Origin of the sequence: Peptoniphilus gorbachii (genome assembly GCF_016908115.1) — a bacterium.
In the GTDB taxonomy this organism is placed as follows: domain Bacteria; phylum Bacillota; class Clostridia; order Tissierellales; family Peptoniphilaceae; genus Peptoniphilus_A; species Peptoniphilus_A gorbachii.
On record NZ_JAFBDH010000011.1, the window covers coordinates 1 to 21,590 of the forward strand.

The window sequence follows — 21,590 nt, forward strand, 5'->3', positions numbered from 1 at the left end:
CATGCAGATTCAACAATAATAGATGACTTTTTAAAGATTGTTGAAGAAGAAATAAATGATGAGACTTTGGTCAAAGATTTGAAAAAGTTAGAAAATCAATTAAATAGAATCATTAGTCAAGAAAGAAAGTTAGTTGATCTTCATTTAGAAGATAGTATAGACGAAGAAGTTTATGCCAAAAAGTATAAAAAACTTACAAAACAAAAAGAAGAATTACTTGATGAAAAGAAAACACTGGAACTAACGATAAAAGATGAAGACTCTATTAAAGAAAGATTAAAGCAATTTAAAAAGGTCTTAGAAAATAGAGAAATTATAGAGGAATTTAACAGAACAGTATTTGAAAGCATAGTTGATAAAGTTGTGGTGGGTAGAATTGACAAAGACGGAACAGTTCATCCTTATGACTTAACATTCTATTTCAAAACAGGAGTTAAAGATAGTCAAGATTCTAATAACTTCAAGGATAAAAGAAAAAATGCCAAAGACAATGACATTAATAAATTGTGTTCCTACAAGAATGACGAGGATAAAAAATTATGTACCCAAGCAAAAGACAACGCACGCGGAAGTAATTTCTTTGTTGTCAAGAAAATAATATAATATGTTATATGAAAGGTTAGGAAACTATGAATTTATTAGAGATGGCAGCTGCCAATAAGTTAAGGAAAACAGGCGAAAAGAAAAAGTTATCAATTTCAAATCAAGTTGATGATAAATATGATGTATATGAGATTCCACTAGATTTTTTATATTACAACGACCAAAACGGACGTATAAACACCTTGTATAAAAAATACAGCTCTACTCATGGATTAATAAGTCCTGAACCAGGAGATTCAGAATACAACAAAATTTTTGAAAAATTCATATTCGAATCTAACAAACAAGCAATGAAAGATACTAAAGCATCCATTGAAGCTAAGTCTCAACAAGAACCGGGAGTTGTACTCCCGGATGGAAGAGTAATCGATGGCAATAGAAGATTGACAGCTTTAAGAATGATTGAAAGAGAAACCAATATTCCTCAAACCTTTAACGCAGTTATTCTACCATTAGATGCAAGTTCAAAAAATGATGAGAAAATAATCAAGGAACTAGAGTTAGACTTACAATTAGGGCGTGAAGAAAGAGTAAGTTATGACCCTATTGATCGTATTTTTGATGTTTATAACACTATAAAAGTTGAAAAAATAATGAATGAAGATGAGTACAAAAAGGCTTGTGGTTATAGAGATACTAGAAAAATTAATCGAGATATAAGGTTGGCAGAATTGATTATTAAATTTATTGAAATAGTTTCTCCAGGAGGAAATCCAATTGATAAATTCTATTTAGCTAGAGACTTGAAGCTAGATGGTCCAATAGAAGAAATAGAAAGCACAATTACTAATTTAAAATCTAATGATAAAGAATCTATAAAAGAAGCAGTGTTAGTATATATGGCATCGTCTAAGGTAGTTGATACTCAAAGTGACACGACTCGTGTTATGAGAGATTTAAAAATGAATGTATTAAAAGATAGTGAAAGACTTGAATATTTTTTAGATGCTGTTGATGATAAGGTTGATATTATTATTGATGCTTTTGATGAGAATCCAATACAATCAGCAAATGAACTAAAATCTGTAATTGAGGAAGATAATGAAGTAGATAGCAGTGTTCAATCTTTAATAAAATCTACTAACAGAATTATATATAAAGGAAAAATTGAAAACGAAAGGACTAAGGCTTTATTAGAGTTAGAAAACGTAAGGGATTCGTTATCAGAGATAGATTCAGAGGATTTTTCAGAATTAACTGTAGAAGAAAATATACAAGCTAGAGATGTTATTAGAGAAATTAATGATATTTTATTTCGATTAAAGAAGGATATACGATAATGGCATTTTCAAATAAATTAAAGGGCAGAGTTAGACCAGAGTATTCTAGCAATTTAGTTGAAAATTTTTATAGACCCTTGTTAAGAGAGTCTGATTTATATCAAAGAGTTTCTGGATATTTTAGTACATCAGGGTTAGATTTATATTCAGAAAGTTTAGAGGAACTGGCAAAAAATGGTGGAAGCTTAGAGTTCATTATTTCAAAAGAAATAAGCAGGGAAGATTATGACAGAATTAAAGCCGGTTATGATTTACTTGAAGAAATTAAACCACTTAACCTTGCAGAAAGAAATGAACGACTTACCTCTAAAACTCAACAACAACTTGGTAACTTAGCTTTTATGATTGCAATGGGAAGGGCTAGAATAAAAATAGCCCTAACTAACAAAGGACTTTTCCACGATAAATTTGGAATAATTTCCTCTGGAAACGAAAAAGTATTTTTCAATGGATCCGCCAACGAAACAAAAAGTGGAATGAATATTAATTATGAAAGTATAAGTGTAGATACTTCTTGGGATTCAAGTGAAAATGTTCAATTTAGAATAAAATCTAATCAAGAAAGATTTGAAAGATTATGGAATGACAAAGAGAAAGGAGTTACAGTTGTAGAAGTTTCCGACATAGCGTATGAAGAAATTGCAAAATATCAATCATTATCAAATATACCAGTAATAGTTAAAATTGATGACAAAGAAAACCAATTTGATGATACTACTAATACAATTATATTTAAGCTGATAGGTGATTCTGTTATTCGAATTGATAACTCAGAAATTCAACTATCGTCAATTGATCGAAAATTAAGGCCAGGTAGTGATATATCCGTATTTTTCGAAGAAGATAATTCTGTTATAAAGAAAAATACAACATATAAGGATATAGAAAGAATTATTAAAGTTACAAAACAAAGAGCAGAAAGAAAAAATATACCTGTAATAGTAAGTAGAGCGGTATCAGAGTACTTGCAGCAATATAAATATTCAATAGAAAAATATAAAATACTTGGCGATGTATATAAAGGTGAGTTTGATGATTTTCCTAATGATAAAAAAATTTCTTATAAAAAATTTTCTGAAATAGTTCAAGCTGAGGTATCGAGACCATTATACGAATTGCATTTAAGATCCGCATATTTTATGTATGAAATGTCTAGAGCTGCAAACTTCTCTGTTCCTGGAGCCGGAAAAACTGCTATGGTTCTTGGAGTATTTGCGTATTTAAATAAAAGTGAAACTCCTGATATTGAAAAAATCGACAGGATACTAGTTGTATCTCCGCTAAATGCCTTTGACAGTTGGAAGAGTGAATTTAAAGCAGTTTTTGGGAACAAAAAAATTTTAAGGGCAATTGATTCGCAAACCTCACCAGATTTTAGTTATGATTTGTCAGTTAATTGGGGAGTAAGCAATTTAGTATTGGTTAATTATGAATCATTAAAAAAATATTTAATGAAACTGGAACAAGAAATAGATACTAGAACAATGCTTGTATTTGATGAAGTTCACAGAATAAAAAATCCAAATGGTGAAAGGGCTAAAAGAGCTTTAGAATTATCAAGAAAACCTAAATTCAAGTATGTATTAACAGGTACGCCTATTCCTAACACCTATCAAGATATTTATAATTTTCTTCATATACTTTATGGAAATGAGTATAATTCATTTTTTGGATGGGACACAAATTTTTTACTTAGTCCAAAAGTAAGACAAATTAAGGATATTAACACAAAACTATATCCATTTTTTTGGCGAACAAATAAGAATGATTTAAATGTTCCTTTAGCTGAAAAAGATTACGTAGAAATAGTAAATCCTAGTCCAGAACAATTAGAGTTAGCTGAACTTATATATTCAAAAGAAAAATCTAGTTTGGCTCAATTAATTAGATTAATACAAGCATCAACTAATCCAAGTCTTGTTACCAAAGAAATTGATTATAATGAACTAATGTCTTATGACGATAATAATGATATACAAACAATATCGGAGGATGAGTTCAAATCTTTATTGAATGATAACGGAGATGGTAAAAAAAATAATTCATATTCAGATATTGATGCTGAAAACATGATATCTCCTAAATTTGAAAAAGGAATAGATTTAGTTTTGAGTCTAGTTGGTGAAGGAAAAAAAGTTTTGGTTTGGGGAATTTTTGTAGATACTCTTTATAAAATAAAAGATTCGTTGGAAGAAAAAGAAATTAAGGTAAACCTAGTATATGGGGGTACTTATAAACAGGATAGGACTATGCTAATTAATCAGTTTAGAGATGGAGATGTACAAGTTTTAGTAACTAATCCGCAAACCTTAGGTGAATCTGTTTCTCTACACCAAACAGTCCACGATGCAGTTTATTTTGAATATAATTTTAATTTAACATTTATGTTGCAATCGAGAGATAGAATTCATCGTTTGGGACTTGATCAAAATCAATATACAAGATATTATTATTTACAAACAGCATCAGAATCTATAGATAGTTTTCGACCCGGATACATTGATGAAAAAATATATACACGTCTAAAAGAGAAAGAGGAGTTAATGTATGAGGCAATTGATGACAAGACATTATCAATAGAATATAGCGAGAATGAAATACTTGATGCAATAAAAATTATTGATGAAGAAAGGCAAAGAATAAACAAGAATCATGAGTAAATCAAAAATAAAAGTTGTTGATTTATTTGCTGGGGTAGGAGGGTTTCACCTTGGACTATCAAGGGCAAGTGATCAATATGAAGTGGTTTGGGCTAATCAATACGAACCATCCAGGAGAAATCAGTTTGCTTATAAAATTTATAAAAAGAATTTTCCTCAAACGCCAATAAGTAATGAAGATATTACTAAAGTTAACAAAGAACAAATACCGTATATGGATTTTTTAGTAGCAGGTTTTCCGTGCCAAGATTACTCAGTAGCAACTTCTGGAGCCAAAGGCATTGAAGGCAAAAAAGGAGTGCTTTGGTGGGAGATTCATAAAGTTTTATCAATAAAGAAGCCAGATTATATCTTGCTTGAAAATGTCGATAGGCTATTGACCTCTCCTGGGGTAAATAAACAACCAGGTCGTGACTTTGGGATTATATTGAAAACTTTATATGAATTAGGCTATGGAGTTTCTTGGAAAATGATAAATGCAGCAGATTATGGCTATCCTCAAAGGAGAAGAAGAACTTTTATATTTGCATTTAAAAAGGGAACTGAGTTTTTTAATCATGTCTTCAATATATCAAGAGAAGATGCTAATGAAATAAAAGAATTCATAAAAACTATGGCTCCCTTTTCAATCACTATGTCTAATGAATTAGTAGATAGTATTGAAAATGTAGACTTAAATTCAATTGAATCACTGGAAGAATTTTCAAAAAAATTTTCTTTTAAAAAAGGATTTAGAAAGACTGGAATTATGGTAAATGGAAAAGTTTTTATGGCAGATTATACTCCTAAATTTAGAAAAGAAACAACAATTGGGGACTTATTAATATCAAATAATAATGATAAGGGACTTTATTTAAGCTCTGATAAAATCGAAAAATTTAAGGAGCAAAAAAAGGGATTTCGAACTATAAAAACTTCGCGTACAGGACATGAATATAAATATGGAATGGGTAGTATGCAATTTCCAGATTCGCTTGATAAACCAGCTAGAACTATAGTAACATCTGAGTCTACGGTTTCAAGAATGACCCATGTAGTTAAAGATCCAGGAAATAATAGATTAAGAGTTCTTTCGCCAGTAGAAACTGAAAGAATCAATACATTTCCTGATGATTGGACTAAATTAGAAGACGTCTCTAATTCAAACAGATATTTTACAATGGGAAATGCATTAGTAGTAGATTTGGTTAAAGAAATAGGCAATGAAATACTAAAAATTATAAATAAAGATTGTTCTTGAAAACTGCAAATTGTATTACTAGAAAATATCAAATAAACATTTTTTAAGACTCTAAGACCTAGAATTAAATTCTGAAAGATTTTTATGATTTATTATAGTATGTTCTAAAAAGTGGAAATATTTTTCAAATTAATAATAGATATAAGAAATGTTGAAAAGAAAACTAATATATACTTAATGAAAAATAAAATATTTATGGAATTATTTTAATGTAAAAAGGCCTTTTAAGGTATCCTTATTTGCTGTAGTATCTATTGTTCATAATAATTACGCTAATAAATAATTCAAATTTGAAAGCTTAGAAAGTTTATATTTTCACTGGAATACTTATTTAAAATACTTATTGAGAAATATGTAAGGAGGGAAGGTATGGATATATTTTTAGTGACAATTAGAATATTGTTAGCGGCCTTTTTAGGAGCCATTATTGGCGTAGAAAGGGAAATGAAAAATAGAGCTGCTGGTTTTAGAACCCATATAATAGTAAGTGTTGGAGCCTGCTTAATTATGCTAATAGGCATAGAGGGAATTGGAAAAATATCTGATAATATAGGACGAGATACGGCGAGGATTGCGGGCCAAGTTGTAAGTGGAATTGGTTTTTTAGGTGCAGGCACTATACTTCAAAAAAAGATGGCGTATCAGGTCTTACCACAGCTGCGACCCTATGGTTATCTGCAGCAATTGGACTAGCAGTGGGAATTGGATTTTATGAAGGAGCAGTAATTGCAACTATAATTTGTCTAGTAACCTTGGTATCCTTAAAGGGCGTTAGTGATTTTATAAATGATATGACAACAAAGTCTTATATAATGGTATTTGATACTGACAATTTTAATGAAGAAAGCTTTCTAGATTTTGCTTCAAAAGAGGGCGTGGAAGTTAGAAAATTAGATATAATTGATGAAGAAATAGACGATAAATCAATGATTAATTCAACTTTATCTTTTAATAGGAATTATAATATTGGTAAATTTTTCAAGAAATTAAAATCAGACTATCATTTGAATTCAGTAAAATTAAATAAAGAAAAAGATAAAGACTGACCTTGATAAAAGTCTCAAAGAATTTATGGAGAATAATTGAAAATATTGAGTATAATTTTTAAGGTAAAATAAAAGTTTTGTCCATAAATATTTGGTCAAGAGAGATAAAAACAAGTGAAAAATAAATCAGAGGTCCCTAGGATTTTATATCTTAGGGACCTTATTTTTATAAAAAATTTTTGAAAAATATAAAGCAAAATTTGAAAATTTGAAAGAGAAGAGAATAAAAATTAAAAAATTTAGATAGTGGAAAAGGGAAAGACGATTAAGAAAAAATCTTAGTCGTTTTTTTGTTTTGTATTATAAAGATAAAAGGGGAAAAATTAGACAAGGTATTAAATAATTTAGAAAAAGATTGTGAAAAAATGATATTATCTATTTAGAGGAAATATTACATATAGCTTATAGAATATTTATAAAAATGTAAGGTGAGAGATTATGAAAAAGAAAAATAAAAAGAAAAGGAAAAAGATATTTATTACTTTACTTATTTTAGTTTTATTCTTTCCCATAACTTATCGCTACAAAGATGGTGGCACTGTTTCTTATAAGGCGATTTTGTATTCCTACACTAAGTACCACAGGATGGAAGAGGATGAGTCATATTTTACAGGGAGGGAATTTTTAGTTTTCCCCTTTAATTTTCTAAATTAAAAGTATTAATATAAAGTGAGAAGGAGAGAATTTTATGGGAGAAATTATTGAGTTTACAGATGCCAAAAGGGCAGGAGAAAAAATCCAAGAGCTTAAAAAAACTTTAGAGAACCTAGTTTTTGAAAGAGATAATCTTAAATTTGTTATTTGTGAAAATATTAAAACTGAATATATGCTAATTTTTGGAAGTCTCGAGTACAGGATTTATAAGTCCTATTTAAAATATCTTCGTTTGAAGAGAAAAAAAGATTTAATTCAGGCAAAAAAGAATCGCCAAGAAAAAATTATAATTGAAGATATTGATACAAAGCTTGATGAAGAGTTTTGTGACTACAAAAAGAAACTTGACGAAAAAGTTGAAGAAATTAATCATACTCTAGACCGTTCAAAAGGAGAAATTTTATCTGATGAAGATAGTAAGTTTCTTAAAAAGACCTACAAAAATATTGTAAAGAAGCTTCATCCAGACATAAATCCTTCTGTTACAGAGGCTGAAAAGGAATTATTTTATCATGCCACTGAAGCCTATAAAGATGGCGACATAGCAAGTCTTGAAATTATTTATGACATAGTTTGTAAGGAAGAAGACAAAGAGGATGAAGCCTTTTCTGGGAAAAATCCTGAAGAAGAAGTAAAAAGGCTTGAAGATTTAGTAAATCAAGTTGAGGATAATATTGATTTAATTAAGTCCATCCCGCCCTATACTTGGAAAATTCTTTTGGAAGATGAAAAGAAAAAGGCGGAAAAGTTAAGGGACTTAAAAAATGATTTAAAGAGCTTTGAAGAGGCTGTTAGAACCCAAGAAGAATATATTCGTGAACTGATGAGGGATAAAAAATGAGTGATTTAGTAAAAATAGATAATGGTGATTTAATCGAATATCTAATAAAGACTGGAAAGGAAATTGATTTACCTAAACCCTTTGAGAGAGACATTTATCTTTTTGATACTTATGTAGCTGGCACTAGCCACATTGAAGGCATTGAAAATATTGGTGGAAGCTTAAAAGATGGCGACCGCTTAGTTTTTTATCGTGAGCCAGAAAATGAACACGATCCCCAAGCTATTCGTATAGAAAATTTAAAGGGAGAAAAAATTGGCTACGTCCCTCGCAAAGATAATGTGGTATTTTCTAGGCTTATGGATGCAGGAAAAGTTCTTTTTGCCAAAGTTATTGAAAAAGAGATGAAAGATAAGTGGCTTAAAATAAAAATTAAAATCTACCTCCACGAGAGCTAAAGATAAATTTTTTATAAGCAAAAAATAAAATATAGTCAGCGCTAATAGGCGCTGATTTTTTATGTAAAGGAAAATTTACAGGCTATAGCAGAAATCTTATAAAAGTAATATTTTTTAGAAATTACTTTTGTGATAAAATAGCTTAAAAGAACACTTTATCTTGTTAAAGGATATTGGAGGAAATTATGATTGATAAAATTATTGACGACAATGAAAATATATTGTGGCGAGGAAAGCCCGATGCCCTTCTCTATATTGTAGGCAACCCAAGCATTTATTTAATTGCGATTATTTGGGGACTCTTTGACTTCTTTTTTATTTCAAGTTTCTCTAGAGAATTTACTTTTATGCATGGATTTTTTATAATTTTCTTTATAATTCATCTTTTCCCTGTTTGGTTTGCAATTTTAATGCCAATTTATAGGATTCTTAATTATGGAACTATAGAATATGCAATTACAGACAAGAGAGTTTATATCAGCCAGGGATTTTTTGGTAGAGATGTAAATAATTATGAGCATAGAGAGCTTACAAATTTGAAGGTAAATGTAAATTTTATGGAAAACATAAAAGGACTTGGCACAATTATCCTAGCTTATAATGACGAAGAGGGAAATTCATCTTACAGTTTTAAGGCTGATAACAATAAATTTATTTCAATTGAAGATCCTTATGGAGTTTATAAACTTCTTAAAAAAGTTTCTCTCGATGTTGCAACAGACCAAGCTTATCCCAATGCCTATAGACCTGAAGAAAACACTGGCTATAAGACAAAATATAGAAATAAGTAAAAATGAAAATCCTATAAATAGATTTAAGAGTTTAAAAATCTGCAAAAAAATAAACCCACTTTCGGGTTTATTTTTTTAGGTTAAATGAGAATAATACACTATGTAATTTATTTTTTTTATTAATAACCAAATAGGTAAATTGAAGATTCGTAAACCATACCATCTACTACTTTTCTTGCACAAGCATATCCACCCTTATTACAATCTTTATTTAGTAAGTTGGCATTATGTCCAGGGGAATTTATCCATCTTGTTAGAGAATTTTCGTTAACATCGCCCTTTTCAATTCCTAGGCTATAATAGGAAAGATTTAAATTTTCGCCAAGAGATTTGTTATATCCGCCAGGACTTTTGTGGTCGCCCTTGCCAGTATTAATAAATTGATCAAGTTCTTCTTGAGCTCTAAGAAGTGCAAGTTTATTTAACTTTTCATCTTCCTTTACAGATTTAAGAGATTTTGTAGTTCTATAATCGTTTAGTTTTTTCATATATAGCTTTGAATCTCCAACTGAGTCAACATCAACTTTAACTTCTAAATTTTGATCCTTCATATTATTTGTCTTATTTTCTTCTTCATTATTTTTTGGATTTTTTGCATAAGTTAAATTAACTTCTAAATTTTTATTATTTTTCCAATTTAAATTGTAGCCTAAAGCATGGGATAAAGTTTTAACTGGAAGGATAGTATCATCAGTTTTTAGATTTAGGTAATCAAGATTAATTTCTTCTTGAAGATTTTCTTCATTGTTATTAATCTTTGTAAGATCTTCAGCAAAGGCAGAGGATGTAACTTTACAAGCTTTTACAAGGCTTGGAATTGCTAAACCTACAGTAATAAGTAATGCTGTTATAAATTTTATTAAGTTATTTTTTGTATTAAGTAAATTAAGCTTTTTCATAATGCCCCTCCAAATCTATAATATTCAATATTTAAAATAAACAGTGCACTTTTGAGATAGAATCGATTATATTCTATACATACCAAATAAAAGAACATTTAAACACTTTTAAGCAAAAAAATTTAAAATTGTCTTTTATTTTCAATGTGTTCCTTTGTTAATTCAATAATAACAGTAAATAGCTACATCAGCAAGCACAAAAACGGTAACAATATTGTACTATTAAGATGCATTATTAATAAATACATACCTATAGAATATAGATGGAGAATGTTACACCAAAATAATACATTTAAAAACATACATAAGTACACGATTGTGGTATATTTGAAACACTCCTTAAACTTGTCTATAAATAGCCTTTTCATTTTAACGAAAATTGTATTTTTTGAAATTAAAAAATTTTGATTGAAATTTAAAAGAAGAGATTTATAAAAATAAGGCTTAATAAAATAAAGTTCTAACAAAATCTAGTTGTTAAAAATTCTAATTATGACAAAAATATCTATGGAAGAAAAATAATAAAAAATCATTGATTTTAATAAAAATTAAAAAATTAATCTAAAGGAGAAAAGAAATTATAAATGTGATAAAATATTTTTAGAAATTAAAAGGGGGATATTATGTCAGAAAATAAAAAGATTGCCGTTCAAGAAACTTATGGCGAAAGATTTCAATATTGTTGGGGATGCGGTCCTAAAAATCATGAGGGAATGCATTTAAAATCTTATCCATCAGAAGATGGGGAAAAGTGTATTGCAAAAGTTACTCCAGATTCAGTTTACACTGGTGGAGTTCCAAAAAATCTTTTTGGCGGAATGATTGCCATGATTTTTGATTGCCATGGAACTGCATCTGCTGCATGGTTTAAACATCACGATCTAGGTCTTGAACTTACTGAAGACACAGTTATTGGCAGGTTTATAACTGCAAGGCTTGAAGTTGATTTTAAAAAGCCAACACCTATGGATAAGGAAGTTACTGTTACTGCTACAGCCGAAGAAATTGGCGAAAGAAAAGTCATTGTAAATATGGTTATGGAAGCTGATGGAGAAGTTCGTGCAAAGGCAAAAATGGTTGCTGTTGGCGTAAAGGATAATATGTAATATTTTTAAGAGAGACTTCTTTAGTCTCTTTTTTTAAAATTATTTTGGAGCTTTATATGAATTTAAAAAATAAAAAAATCTCATATATTTTTCTTTATTTTTTCTCCTTTATATTAAGTTTTGGAATTTTAGTACTAGTTAATAAAATTGAATTTATCCCTATAATAAATAATATCTTAATAGGATTGGGTTTTTTATTTTTTATTGGTCTACAAATTTTTTTCATATACACTTTTACAAAGTTTAATATAAATAAATATTGGAAGGTTTTTTTATCTATAGGGATTTTAATTCTTGGCTTTATTTTTGCCTTTTATATATTTTTAGCTTCAATTTTTTCTGGAAAAGAAAATCGAAGCCTAGTTTATGATGGCGAAAAATATTATATTTTAAATGTTGGCTGGATGGACCCTATATATGAAGTTTATGAGAAAAATTTCATCACTATGGATAAGTTAGATGAGAAAAAACTTGGTCGAGTTTTTTCTGATTTAAGTAAAGTTAAAGATGAGAATGATAGGGAAATTTTAAAATTTTTAATTTTTGGAAGAGAAGATTTTATAGAAGAAAATCATGCTGCAAAGGAAAATTTAAAAGGAAGTAATCAAATAGAAGAAAAGAATGAAGAAAAAAATAAAAAAGAAGATAAAAATGAATTTTCAAAAAATTTTACAGTAAAAGACGCCATAAAAATAGAAAATTCAGACTATGGACTTCTTGAAGTAGACCATGCAGGGGCAAGGAGTCGCTGGTTTTTTGTAAAAATACTTGGTGATGAGATGAAATTCATTTCCGAATTAGAAGAAACGAGCCCAGGAATTAGTGGAAAAATTGATGAAAAGGGAAATATTTATTTAAAGTTTACTGATGTAAATAAAAATGAGACCCACTATATTTCAAAAGATGTCGGAAAAACTTTTGAAAATTTAAAATAAATAGAATTTCAAAGAATTTTATTTATTTTAAAGAGAATTTACAATACGATGATATGATAATAAGAATAAGGATTTCAGGAGGCTTATTTTGAAGAAAAAAGAAATTTCTACAGCTATGTTATTTATAATTTTATTTGGCATCGTCAGTTTGTTTTCCGACATGACTCATGAAGGGGCATCAAGTATTAGGGGAGCTTATTTAACTCTTCTTGGTGCATCTTCTGGGGCAATTGGTTTTATATCAGGTCTTGGTGAACTTGTTGGATACTCCATGAGATATGTCTTTGGGAAAATCACTGATAAGACAAAAAAATATTGGCCAATGGTAATTTTTGGTTATATCTTAGATATTTTAGCAGTGCCAGCTCTTGCCCTTGTTGGTGAAAAGGGTTGGATTGCTGCAGCCTTTCTCTTGGTGGTTCAAAGAATGGGTAAGGCCATAAAAAAACCTGCCAAAGATACTATTATGTCCTTTGCGGCATCTCAAGAAGGCGTGGGAAAATCCTTTGGAATACAAGAAATGTTAGACCAAATTGGAGCCTTTTTAGGTCCAGTTTTTCTATACCTAGTCATGTTATTTAAGACAGAGGGAAGAACTTTTGAAATTTATAGAACTTGCTTTTCCTTTTTGGCAATACCTGGTTTTATTACAATTTTACTTTTGTTTTATACGAAAATGAAATTTCCAAATCCTGAACATTTTGAGCCTAAGTCAAAAGTAGAAGAAGGCTTTAAGATGAAGAAATCTTTCATATATTATATTGCAGGAATTTCTTTTTTCGCCTTTGGCTTTATTGACTATTCAATAATAATTATGCACATCACTAGAAATTACACGAATATAGCAGGAAATTTTCAAGAATCTACAAATTTAATAAACAGTGGCACTATTCCCTTACTTTATGCAGCTGCCATGCTTGTTGATGCCATAGCAGCCCTTATTTTTGGTCATATCTACGATAAAAATGGAGTAAAGGCTCTTGTAATTTCAACAATAATTTCTGCACCGTTCTCACTTTTTATTTTTGGATTTAAAAGCATTCCTGCACTTTTATTTGGGCTTGTCCTTTGGGGCATTGGCATGGGTGCACAAGAATCTATTTTAAAGGCTGCAGTAACTTCTATGGTTCCCAAGGAAAATAGGGCGACAGGTTATGGAATTTTTGAATGTTTTTTTGGATTTTTTTGGTTTTTAGGATCCTGGTTACTTGGAATACTATATAGTTATTCCCTTCCACTTATGATAACTATTTCTATAGTGGCACAAATTCTTGCCATTCCACTATACTTAAAAGTTTCAAAGCTAAAATAAAATTAAGGCGACTATCGCCTTTTTTTATTGCATAAATTTTCTTTTATAAAAAATTTACAATTTCTTTACTTTTCCTTTAAAAAAAGATAATTATATTGTAAGATTAAATTGAAAAACAATTTGGGAGGATTTATGTCAATTAATTATTTTATCGAACTATTGGGAGGGCTTGCTTTATTCCTATATGGTATGGAAATGATGAGCAGTGGTCTCGAGCTTGTTGCAGGCGACAAACTTCGTAATGTAATCGAAAAAATGACATCGAGTTTTTTTAAATCAATACTCGTTGGTACATTTGTAACTGCCATAATTCAGTCATCTTCTGCCACAACGGTAATGGTTGTCGGATTTGTAAATGCTGGACTTATGACAATTTATCAGGCAGTTGGAATTATAATGGGAGCCAATATTGGTACAACTATTACAGGTCAATTAGTTGCCTTGAATATTTCCACTATTGCACCAATAATTGCCTTTGTTGGATTTTTGCTAAATACATTTTCAAAAAATAAAAAGAAGAGATATATTGGTCAAGCTGTAATTGGTCTTGGATTTTTATTTATGGGAATGCAATTTATGAGTGTAGCCATGGAGCCTCTTAGAAGCTATCCTGGATTTATAACGTTAATGACAAAGTTTGACAATCCAATACTTGGAGTACTTGCTGGTACAATTATTACAGCGATAATCCAATCATCATCAGCTTCTCTTGGTATTTTGCAGGCCATTGCCAACCAAGGAGTTATACCACTTCACTCAGCAATGTATATAATATTTGGATTTAATATTGGAACTTGTATTACTTCTGTATTATCCTCAGTTGGTTCATCAAAAAATGCAAGAAGAACAGCCCTAGTCCATGTGCTATTTAACATTATTGGTACTATAATTTTTGTAACAATTTCCTTTATCATTCCAATTGATAAAATAATAATGAACATTTCAAGAGATTTACCAGCAGCACAAATTGCCAACTTGCATACACTATTTAACGTAGCAACTTCAATACTTTTGTTCCCATTCTCAAGAAAACTTGCAGATTTATCCTTCAAGATTATTCCTGGTATCGACAAGGAACAAGAAGAAATGTCCCTACAATATATTAATAAAAATGTTGTAAAGGATGCACCAGCAACCTTTACTGATGTAAAAGCTGAAATAAGAAGGCTCCTTGAAGTTGTTACACAAAACTATGAATCTTCAGTAAGCCTTTTGAAAAATTTTGACGAAGACAAATACGATGAAATATTTAGACGTGAAGAAGTAATAAATTATTTAAACAAAGAAATTTCTGCCTTTATTATTGATTCTTTAGGTCTTGCCATGAATGAACAAACATCTGCAAACTTTGCAGCCTATCTTAGAATTTCAAGAGATATGGAAAGAATTGGAGACCACTCCAAAAATATTGCTGAAGTTGCAAAATTAAAGGAAGACCAAAAGCTTTTATTTACAGATAAAACCTTTGAAGAATTAAAACAAATAAATGGAGTTATTGAAAAAATGTTTAACTCAGCCCTTGGCGAATTAGACAGGGACGAAAGAATTTCCTTTATGAGAGAATCAAATGAATTAGTTCAAAAGGATGCCACACAATTTAGAAACAATCACATGCTTAGAATGAGAGAAAAAATCTGTGACCCAGAAAGTGGGCTTTTATACGAAAAAACTTTGGCAGCCATGGAAAGAATTTCATCTTATATTTCCAATGCTGGAAAACTTGCAATTTAATATTTTTATAATCTGCCTTTGGGCAGATTTTTTTTGCCTATTTTTATAATAAAGCTAAAAAATATATGTTTACAAAACATAAGTTTAAATGTTAGAATGACCTTGGTGGTAATATGGAATTATTGGAAAAATTAAAAATACTATCAGATGCTGCAAAATATGACGTAAGCTGTTCTTCTTCTGGATCAAATAGAAAGAATAAGGATGGCATAGGTAATGCAAGTCTAAGCGGTATATGTCACTCCTGGTCTGAAGATGGCAGATGTATATCCCTACTTAAAATACTTTTTACAAATCACTGCATTTATAATTGCTCTTATTGTATAAATGCAAAAAGTCTTGATTCAAAAAGAGCAGCCTTTACTGTAGATGAAGTAGTTGATCTTACAATAAATTTTTACAAGAGAAATTATATTGAGGGCTTATTTTTGTCTTCTGGAATTTTTAAATCCTGTGACTACACTATGGAAAAATTAATTGAAGTTGCAAAAAGGCTTCGTGAGAAGGAAAATTTTAATGGCTACATTCACATGAAGGCAATTCCAGGTGCCAGTGAATATCTTATTAAAGAAATGGGCAAATACGTTGACAGAATGAGTGTTAATATTGAACTTCCAACAGCTAGGAGCCTTGCCCTTCTTGCACCAGAAAAGAAAATTGATGAGATTACAAGGCCCATGGATTTTCTATCAAAAACTTTAAAAATAAATTCTCTTGAAAAGAAAAAATATAAATATTATCCTAAAAAAAATTTATTTTTGCCAGCAGGTCAAACTTCTCAGATGATAGTTGGAGCAGGAGAAGGTCATGACAGAGATATAATAAAAAGATCCCAATCTTTATATGATGATTATTCTTTAAAGAGAGTTTATTATTCTGCCTATGTGCCAGTAAGAGATAATTCCCTTTTGCCAAAGGAAGAGACGCCTCTTCTTCGTGAACACAGAATTTATCAAGCAGATTTTCTCATGAGATTTTATGGTTTTCGTGCGGGAGAACTTTTAAGTGAGGAAAAACAAGATTTTGATTTAAATATTGATCCCAAAATGGACTATGCCATAGAAAATTATTCTAGTCCAATTGAAATAAATAAAGCAAGCCTAGAGGAACTTTTAAAAATCCCAGGATTTGGTCCAAAGTCTGCAAGAAAAATTATTAAGGCGAGAAAATCCTTTAATCTTAGTTTTTACGATTTAAAAAAACTTAGAATTTCCACTAAGAGGGCCATAAATTTTATAACAGTTTCTGGAAAATATTATGGCGAAAAATTTGATTCAAGAGAAGCTCTTAGATCAATAATTTTGGAAAGGGAAAATTCTAAGCAGCTTTCCTTTTTCTAGTGAGGTAATTATGATTTATGTATATGACGGAAGTATTGAAGGACTTCTAACAGTTATTTTTGATTCTTATAAAGTTTTGGAAGACCTAGATGACATTGTAAAAAAAGATGAGCAAATAAATTTTTTTAAGGACAGAATAAATTGCCTTACAGATATTGAAAAGGCAGAGCGAGTGAAAAAGTCTGTTATAAAAAATTTTTCCTATTCCTTTTACAATAATATCTTAATGGTTTTTTCTTCCTGCCATGAAAAAAAGGAGCTTGCCATTGCTAAGACCCTAAAAAAATTATATGTTAAGGGTTCTTATTATCTTGAATCTGCCGATGAAGATGTAATTTTATTTAGAAATATATTAAAAAGAGTTTCAGGAGAGATTCATTCCTATAAAGGACTTCTCCGTTTTGATGAAATGGATGGATTTTTATTTGCAAAATTTAAGCCAGAAAATGACATCTTGTATTATATTTTTAAACACTTTAAGAGAAGACTTGTTAAGGAAAAATTTATTATTGCAGACACAAGGAGAAATCGTGCCGTGATTTATGATGGCGAAAAGGCTGAATTTTTTGACTATAAAATGACTGATGATTTTAAAATTGAAGATAATTATGTAGAACTTTGGCGAGTTTTTTATGATGCCATTGCCATAAAAGAGCGAAAAAATGAAAAACTTAGGACTAAAAATATGCCAAAAAAATATTGGAATAATCTGCCAGAGATAAATAGGTTTAATTAATTTTTATGGATTTCTCATAAAAAATTTTTCTGCTAATTAATGGGTATATGTATTCTGGAGGAAGAGATGGAAAAAAATAGAATCGAAAACTTAAATAAATATATAGAAAAAAATTATCCCAAGGCAGTTTTTTTAGAATCAAGTGAAATTGAAATGCCAAATTTTTTGCAAAGAGATTTTGAAGCTGGAAAAAACAACTGCACCATTGCAAGCCTTACTAGAATTATAAATTATTATTATAAGGATTTGGATAGATTTGAAATATATAGTGATGTTTTTAAAATTGCCAAGAACAATGGATACTTCAAGGATTTTGGAACTATTCCTTTTTTTATTTCTCACATAGCAAATACTTATTTCGCAAAAAATAATTTAAATTTAAAAGCTAGAGGGATTTATCTGGGAAATTTCTATTCTCATGTAAAAGAAGAAATTGATAATTTTCATCCAGTTATGATGAATCTTGGAAGTGGTTACTATAAGAGACATTCTCTAGTTATTTTTGGCTATTCAATTTATAAATTTAGGTCAATGAATATAAAATTTTTGCACGTTTATGATGGTTGGAATAAAAGCCCATCCTATATAGATTACAATGACTTAAAGGGTTTTATGAAAATTCCTGTTTTTTCTTACAATGTTTTTAAGCTTGACTTGGCATAAAAAATATAATAAAGTTTATGTCTAAAAGAAAAAGGTGATGTAAATGGAAAGATCTTATTTAAAATTTTTAGTTTCTGAGCTAATTTTTGTAAAAGAAGACACTTTAATAAACTTAATTCCAAAAACCTATGAGAGATATGGCGAAATTTTTGGTGAGCTAGAAAACTATGTAGACACTTTAAATTTAAATATTAGAAAAATTAGAAGAAATATTAAACTTTTGGACAAATTTTCTCCAGAAGATGCAAAAAATAAAGCTGAGGAAGAATTTGAAAGAGAGTTTAAAGATTTAGAATTAGAAAATAAAGAAAAGTACTCACAAAAAACTGAAATTGTTATTTCTGATGAAAAAAGAAAGGAAATAGAGGATATTTTTAGAGAAGTAATTTTTTATTACAGTCCAAGCCTAAATGATTTTCCAGTGGGAGAATTTGAAAGGGCAGAGGAACTTTTTAAAAACTGTGATGAAGATGGTCTTTTAGAATTTTTAACGATAGAAAGACCAAGGGAACTTGATATAAGTAGTGAAAAATTACAATTTAAAAGAGAAGATTTGGAAATAGAAATTTCCATGATCTTTGATAGATTTCCCTTAAATCAACTTGATATGTTAGATGATAAAGATGCAATTGATTTTAATTTAAAGCGTCTAAAAAATGTCTACGAAGAGTATCAAGAAATTTATGGAGGTCTTTTAGAAGAATTAAATTTAAAAATAGCAGAAAAATATTTACCCCGCAACTAAGACGGGGTAATTTTATTTTTTTATTTTTAAAATCTTCTTAGTAATTTTTCTTGCAAAGTATGCTGAAATTATTCCAAGAATTAATCCAGCGATTATATCACTTGGATAGTGTACAAAGAGATACATCCTTGAAAAGGCAATAAGTCCTGCCAAAATTAGAGCAAGGGAGCCTCTTTTTTTGTTGTAAAAATACATTACAGAGGCAGCTGCAAAGGATGAACCAGTGTGTCCTGATGGGAAAGAAAAATCCCTAGGTTCTTTTATTAAAATACTTACATCGTCAATTGTAAAGGGTCTTGGTCTTGCAATTATTGGCTTTAAAATTAAAAGACCAAAGACAGAAAAAATAATTAGAGCAAGAGCAATAGTAAAGCCCTCTCTCTTTAATTTATTTTTATTTTGAAATAGCAAATATATGGTAGCTATTATCCAAATAAAACCTCCATTTCCCAGTTTTGTTATGAAAATCATAATAAAATTTAAAAAAGGTGAGTGGAGTAATTGAAGCGACTCTAAAAATTTTAATTCCATATTATTTTTTACTAAACTTATTCTTTACAAAATTCACAAAATTTTTCAAATTCTTTTTGAGGAAAGCATCATTATGGTAAACCAAGTAATAAGTCCTCTTAATAGAAATATCAGATAATCTGTGTTTTACTAATTCATTGTCGCTAAAAGTTGAACTTGCGCCAATGGAAAGTGCATCAGTATTTTTTACAATATTAAGAACCATATCCTTATTTTGGCAAATAAATTTTAAATCTATTGGTATACTTTTTTCACGAAGATAATTTAAAAGTATTTTTTTAGAGTAATCATCTAAATCGCCAAGGACAAATTTTTTGTTTTTTAAATCTTCTGCTTCCAGTACATCTTTATCATTGATAGAAGAATTTTTTGAAGAAATTATAAAAATTTCATCTTCAAAGAAAGGCTCAGCTGAATTATTTTCAACGCCTATATCGCCATCAAGAATGGCAAGATTTATAATACCAGCATTTAATTTTTGAATTATTTTTTCGCGAGAGTCAACATAAACTCTTATGCTGACGTCATCTTTCTTTTCTTCATACTCATCAATTATTTCAAGTAAAAATTGAGAGCTAAAGTTTGAGCTAACGCCAAGATTTATATTGTGAGCTGTAGAAGAACTTTGCAAAAAAATAACAGTTTCTTCAAATTGTTCTAAAATATTTTGGGCAAAATCATAAAGCCTTAAGCCAACATCAGTTATGTACAATTTTTTAGAAACCCTATCGAACAATTTTACATTGTATTCATTTTCTATTTGAGAAATTGCATGGGAGACAGTGGGCTGCGAAATTTCTAAATTTTTTGCAGCATTTGACATATTCTTCGCCTTGACAACTTCTATAAATATTTCCAAATCCCTTATTGTCATATTAACCTCCTTTAAGTTTATTCTATTATTATTTTTAATAAAAATCAAGAAATATAGAAAAAAGGTTATAACTTTATTTTCGGATTGCATGTAAGAAAAGCCCAAAATAAAGGCATTTATCAGTATAAAAAACTACTAATAAAAAAATAGACAGAATATAAGACTTCTGTCTATCAAGATTTATTTATATCGTAAGTTTTTATCTTATCAAGCCAAGCCTTGTCATTAGCTAGATTTTCTTGAAAAATGCCTTCCCTTTTCATATAATCTATAAAAAATAAATTAAACTTTTCTGCGCCCTTAACATTTAAATGATGGGGATCATAAAAATCACCCTTGGTCAAATTCATATCATCAAAAAATTTGTTGAAGTCTATAAATCTTGCACCCTTATTTTCTAATTCTTTCTCAATATAAGTAATATTATCTCTATATAAATCTTTATCGTAAACTGGAGTCTTTACAAAAAATAATTCCACTCCATTTTTATGGGCAAGGTCAATTATTTCATCAAAGGCACTTAGATTTTCTTTAAGAAAAGATTCTTTATTAAAGGAACTAATAGACTTTAAGTATTTACTTAAATCTTCAGCTTGATTATTTTTAAATTTTTCACTTTGACCCTTTAAAAGCACATAGCCCTTTAAGTAATCACTATAAGATTTTTTATCAAAATTATAATCTTCATCCTTTAACTCATTCCACCTGCTGTGATAGGCAACAAGAGGTAGGATTGCTTGTGCCTTAAATTCCATGGGCACTTTTTTTATAACCATTTCTATTTTATTTTTTGAAAAAGGAAAATAATCGCTGTAAGAATTTACGACGCTAAAGGATTCTTTATCTTTATAAATAGAACCCTGAATATCTACAAATATTACACTTGGATTTTTTCTTTTTAGAGCTTCTTTTACATAGGATGCAGAAATTTTTAAAGGTTGACTTTGTGAAGAAAGCACGTAAGATTTCACGCCAGTCTTTTCATAAATTAGGAGGGGTTCAAAAGAACAGTAGCTGTGGCTTGTTCCAAAAAACATGGCATTATAATCTTCCCTTTCGTTAAAAAATCCGCCAATTTTATTGCCCATGTCCCACGGTTTTGCAAGGGATTTTCTAATAAATAAATTATTTAGTTCTAGGACGCCAAAAATTATTATGGCAATAAATATTATTGATTTTAAAATTTTTAGAATTTTTTTCATTTT

General features: G+C 29.3%; 19 protein-coding genes and 2 pseudogenes. 17 read left to right on the forward strand and 4 right to left on the reverse strand.

Annotated features, from left to right (window positions below; translation table 11 throughout):
- The 9 genes and pseudogenes from JOD41_RS08230 to JOD41_RS08270 all read left to right on the forward strand — a co-directional run.
- Window positions 1-603: pseudogene (locus tag JOD41_RS08230) on the forward strand (recombinase family protein); the annotation flags it as partial.
- Window positions 604-629: 26 nt separating this feature from the next.
- Window positions 630-1,883 (forward strand): ParB/Srx family N-terminal domain-containing protein, encoded by a 1,254-nt coding sequence (locus JOD41_RS08235; protein ID WP_205052412.1) that lies wholly within the window; start codon window positions 630-632, stop codon window positions 1,881-1,883.
- Window positions 1,883-4,543, forward strand: a complete 2,661-nt coding sequence (locus JOD41_RS08240; RefSeq protein WP_205052413.1) for an SNF2-related protein — start codon at window positions 1,883-1,885, stop codon at window positions 4,541-4,543. The genes JOD41_RS08235 and JOD41_RS08240 overlap by 1 nt, the downstream gene beginning before the upstream one ends.
- Window positions 4,536-5,783 (forward strand): DNA (cytosine-5-)-methyltransferase, encoded by a 1,248-nt coding sequence (gene dcm, locus JOD41_RS08245; protein WP_205052414.1) that lies wholly within the window; start codon window positions 4,536-4,538, stop codon window positions 5,781-5,783. The genes JOD41_RS08240 and dcm overlap by 8 nt, the downstream gene beginning before the upstream one ends.
- Window positions 5,784-6,227: 444 nt before the next feature.
- A pseudogene (locus JOD41_RS08250) lies at window positions 6,228-6,829 on the forward strand (MgtC/SapB family protein).
- Window positions 6,830-7,267: 438 nt separating this feature from the next.
- A complete protein-coding gene (locus JOD41_RS08255; RefSeq protein ID WP_205052415.1) occupies window positions 7,268-7,483 on the forward strand; it encodes a hypothetical protein in 216 nt (71 codons plus the stop codon).
- A 34-nt stretch (window positions 7,484-7,517) separates the two neighbouring features.
- A complete protein-coding gene (locus JOD41_RS08260) occupies window positions 7,518-8,324 on the forward strand; it encodes a molecular chaperone DnaJ (RefSeq protein WP_205052416.1) in 807 nt (268 codons plus the stop codon).
- Window positions 8,321-8,722: an HIRAN domain-containing protein gene (locus JOD41_RS08265; protein ID WP_205052417.1), complete on the forward strand. Its 402-nt coding sequence runs from the start codon at window positions 8,321-8,323 to the stop codon at window positions 8,720-8,722. Before JOD41_RS08260 ends, JOD41_RS08265 begins: the two co-directional genes overlap by 4 nt.
- A 185-nt stretch (window positions 8,723-8,907) precedes the next feature.
- Window positions 8,908-9,513 (forward strand): PH domain-containing protein, encoded by a 606-nt coding sequence (locus JOD41_RS08270; RefSeq protein ID WP_205052418.1) that lies wholly within the window; start codon window positions 8,908-8,910, stop codon window positions 9,511-9,513.
- A 119-nt stretch (window positions 9,514-9,632) separates the two neighbouring features.
- Here the strand turns inward: JOD41_RS08270 and JOD41_RS08275 are convergent, their stop codons facing one another.
- Window positions 9,633-10,412: a CAP domain-containing protein gene (locus tag JOD41_RS08275; protein ID WP_205052419.1), complete on the reverse strand. Its 780-nt coding sequence runs from the start codon at window positions 10,410-10,412 to the stop codon at window positions 9,633-9,635.
- A 623-nt stretch (window positions 10,413-11,035) separates the two neighbouring features.
- Here JOD41_RS08275 and JOD41_RS08280 point away from each other — a divergent pair.
- From JOD41_RS08280 to JOD41_RS08315, 8 genes are all read left to right on the forward strand, one after another.
- Entirely contained in the window at window positions 11,036-11,518 is a 483-nt protein-coding gene (locus JOD41_RS08280; protein ID WP_205052420.1) for a hotdog domain-containing protein, read from the forward strand.
- Between the two features lie 56 nt (window positions 11,519-11,574).
- On the forward strand, window positions 11,575-12,453 hold the full coding sequence (locus tag JOD41_RS08285) for a YybS family protein (protein WP_205052421.1): 879 nt from the start codon (window positions 11,575-11,577) through the stop codon (window positions 12,451-12,453).
- 88 nt (window positions 12,454-12,541) lie between these two features.
- Window positions 12,542-13,765, forward strand: coding sequence for an MFS transporter (locus tag JOD41_RS08290; RefSeq protein ID WP_205052422.1), 1,224 nt, complete (start codon window positions 12,542-12,544; stop codon window positions 13,763-13,765).
- A 132-nt stretch (window positions 13,766-13,897) separates the two neighbouring features.
- A complete protein-coding gene (locus JOD41_RS08295; protein WP_205052423.1) occupies window positions 13,898-15,496 on the forward strand; it encodes a Na/Pi cotransporter family protein in 1,599 nt (532 codons plus the stop codon).
- A gap of 113 nt (window positions 15,497-15,609) precedes the next feature.
- The gene (locus JOD41_RS08300; protein ID WP_205052424.1) at window positions 15,610-16,836 is read left to right on the forward strand and encodes a putative DNA modification/repair radical SAM protein; all 1,227 of its coding nucleotides are present in this window, start codon (window positions 15,610-15,612) and stop codon (window positions 16,834-16,836) included.
- 10 nt (window positions 16,837-16,846) lie between these two features.
- Window positions 16,847-17,572 carry a TIGR03915 family putative DNA repair protein gene (locus tag JOD41_RS08305; protein ID WP_205052425.1) on the forward strand — a complete coding sequence of 242 codons (726 nt, stop codon included), beginning with the start codon at window positions 16,847-16,849 and terminating at the stop codon, window positions 17,570-17,572.
- 66 nt (window positions 17,573-17,638) lie between these two features.
- Window positions 17,639-18,235: a C39 family peptidase gene (locus tag JOD41_RS08310; protein WP_205052426.1), complete on the forward strand. Its 597-nt coding sequence runs from the start codon at window positions 17,639-17,641 to the stop codon at window positions 18,233-18,235.
- A gap of 43 nt (window positions 18,236-18,278) precedes the next feature.
- Window positions 18,279-18,980: a hypothetical protein gene (locus tag JOD41_RS08315; RefSeq protein WP_205052427.1), complete on the forward strand. Its 702-nt coding sequence runs from the start codon at window positions 18,279-18,281 to the stop codon at window positions 18,978-18,980.
- 12 nt (window positions 18,981-18,992) lie between these two features.
- Here JOD41_RS08315 and JOD41_RS08320 read toward each other — a convergent pair whose 3' ends face one another.
- The 3 genes from JOD41_RS08320 to JOD41_RS08330 all read right to left on the reverse strand — a co-directional run bounded on the left by JOD41_RS08320 (window position 18,993) and on the right by JOD41_RS08330 (window position 21,587).
- Window positions 18,993-19,391, reverse strand: coding sequence for a phosphatase PAP2 family protein (locus JOD41_RS08320; protein WP_239541172.1), 399 nt, complete (start codon window positions 19,389-19,391; stop codon window positions 18,993-18,995).
- 121 nt (window positions 19,392-19,512) lie between these two features.
- A complete protein-coding gene (locus tag JOD41_RS08325; RefSeq protein ID WP_205052429.1) occupies window positions 19,513-20,385 on the reverse strand; it encodes a LysR family transcriptional regulator in 873 nt (290 codons plus the stop codon).
- 173 nt (window positions 20,386-20,558) lie between these two features.
- Window positions 20,559-21,587 (reverse strand): hypothetical protein, encoded by a 1,029-nt coding sequence (locus JOD41_RS08330; protein WP_205052430.1) that lies wholly within the window; start codon window positions 21,585-21,587, stop codon window positions 20,559-20,561.
- Between the last annotated feature and the right edge of the window lie 3 nt (window positions 21,588-21,590).

Bases quoted from the DNA above. Each gene is read 5' to 3' on its own strand.
- JOD41_RS08325 (WP_205052429.1), bottom strand. From the start codon at position 20,385: ATGACAATAAGGGATTTGGAAATATTTATAGAAGTTGTCAAGGCGAAG.
- JOD41_RS08330 (WP_205052430.1), bottom strand. From the start codon at position 21,587: ATGAAAAAAATTCTAAAAATTTTAAAATCAATAATATTTATTGCCATA.
- JOD41_RS08275 (WP_205052419.1), bottom strand. From the start codon at position 10,412: ATGAAAAAGCTTAATTTACTTAATACAAAAAATAACTTAATAAAATTT.
- JOD41_RS08270 (WP_205052418.1), top strand. From the start codon at position 8,908: ATGATTGATAAAATTATTGACGACAATGAAAATATATTGTGGCGAGGA.
- dcm (WP_205052414.1), top strand. From the start codon at position 4,536: ATGAGTAAATCAAAAATAAAAGTTGTTGATTTATTTGCTGGGGTAGGA.
- JOD41_RS08265 (WP_205052417.1), top strand. From the start codon at position 8,321: ATGAGTGATTTAGTAAAAATAGATAATGGTGATTTAATCGAATATCTA.
- JOD41_RS08305 (WP_205052425.1), top strand. From the start codon at position 16,847: ATGATTTATGTATATGACGGAAGTATTGAAGGACTTCTAACAGTTATT.
- JOD41_RS08260 (WP_205052416.1), top strand. From the start codon at position 7,518: ATGGGAGAAATTATTGAGTTTACAGATGCCAAAAGGGCAGGAGAAAAA.
- JOD41_RS08240 (WP_205052413.1), top strand. From the start codon at position 1,883: ATGGCATTTTCAAATAAATTAAAGGGCAGAGTTAGACCAGAGTATTCT.
- JOD41_RS08280 (WP_205052420.1), top strand. From the start codon at position 11,036: ATGTCAGAAAATAAAAAGATTGCCGTTCAAGAAACTTATGGCGAAAGA.
- JOD41_RS08315 (WP_205052427.1), top strand. From the start codon at position 18,279: ATGGAAAGATCTTATTTAAAATTTTTAGTTTCTGAGCTAATTTTTGTA.
- JOD41_RS08310 (WP_205052426.1), top strand. From the start codon at position 17,639: ATGGAAAAAAATAGAATCGAAAACTTAAATAAATATATAGAAAAAAAT.
- JOD41_RS08235 (WP_205052412.1), top strand. From the start codon at position 630: ATGAATTTATTAGAGATGGCAGCTGCCAATAAGTTAAGGAAAACAGGC.
- JOD41_RS08295 (WP_205052423.1), top strand. From the start codon at position 13,898: ATGTCAATTAATTATTTTATCGAACTATTGGGAGGGCTTGCTTTATTC.
- JOD41_RS08255 (WP_205052415.1), top strand. From the start codon at position 7,268: ATGAAAAAGAAAAATAAAAAGAAAAGGAAAAAGATATTTATTACTTTA.
- JOD41_RS08300 (WP_205052424.1), top strand. From the start codon at position 15,610: ATGGAATTATTGGAAAAATTAAAAATACTATCAGATGCTGCAAAATAT.
- JOD41_RS08285 (WP_205052421.1), top strand. From the start codon at position 11,575: ATGAATTTAAAAAATAAAAAAATCTCATATATTTTTCTTTATTTTTTC.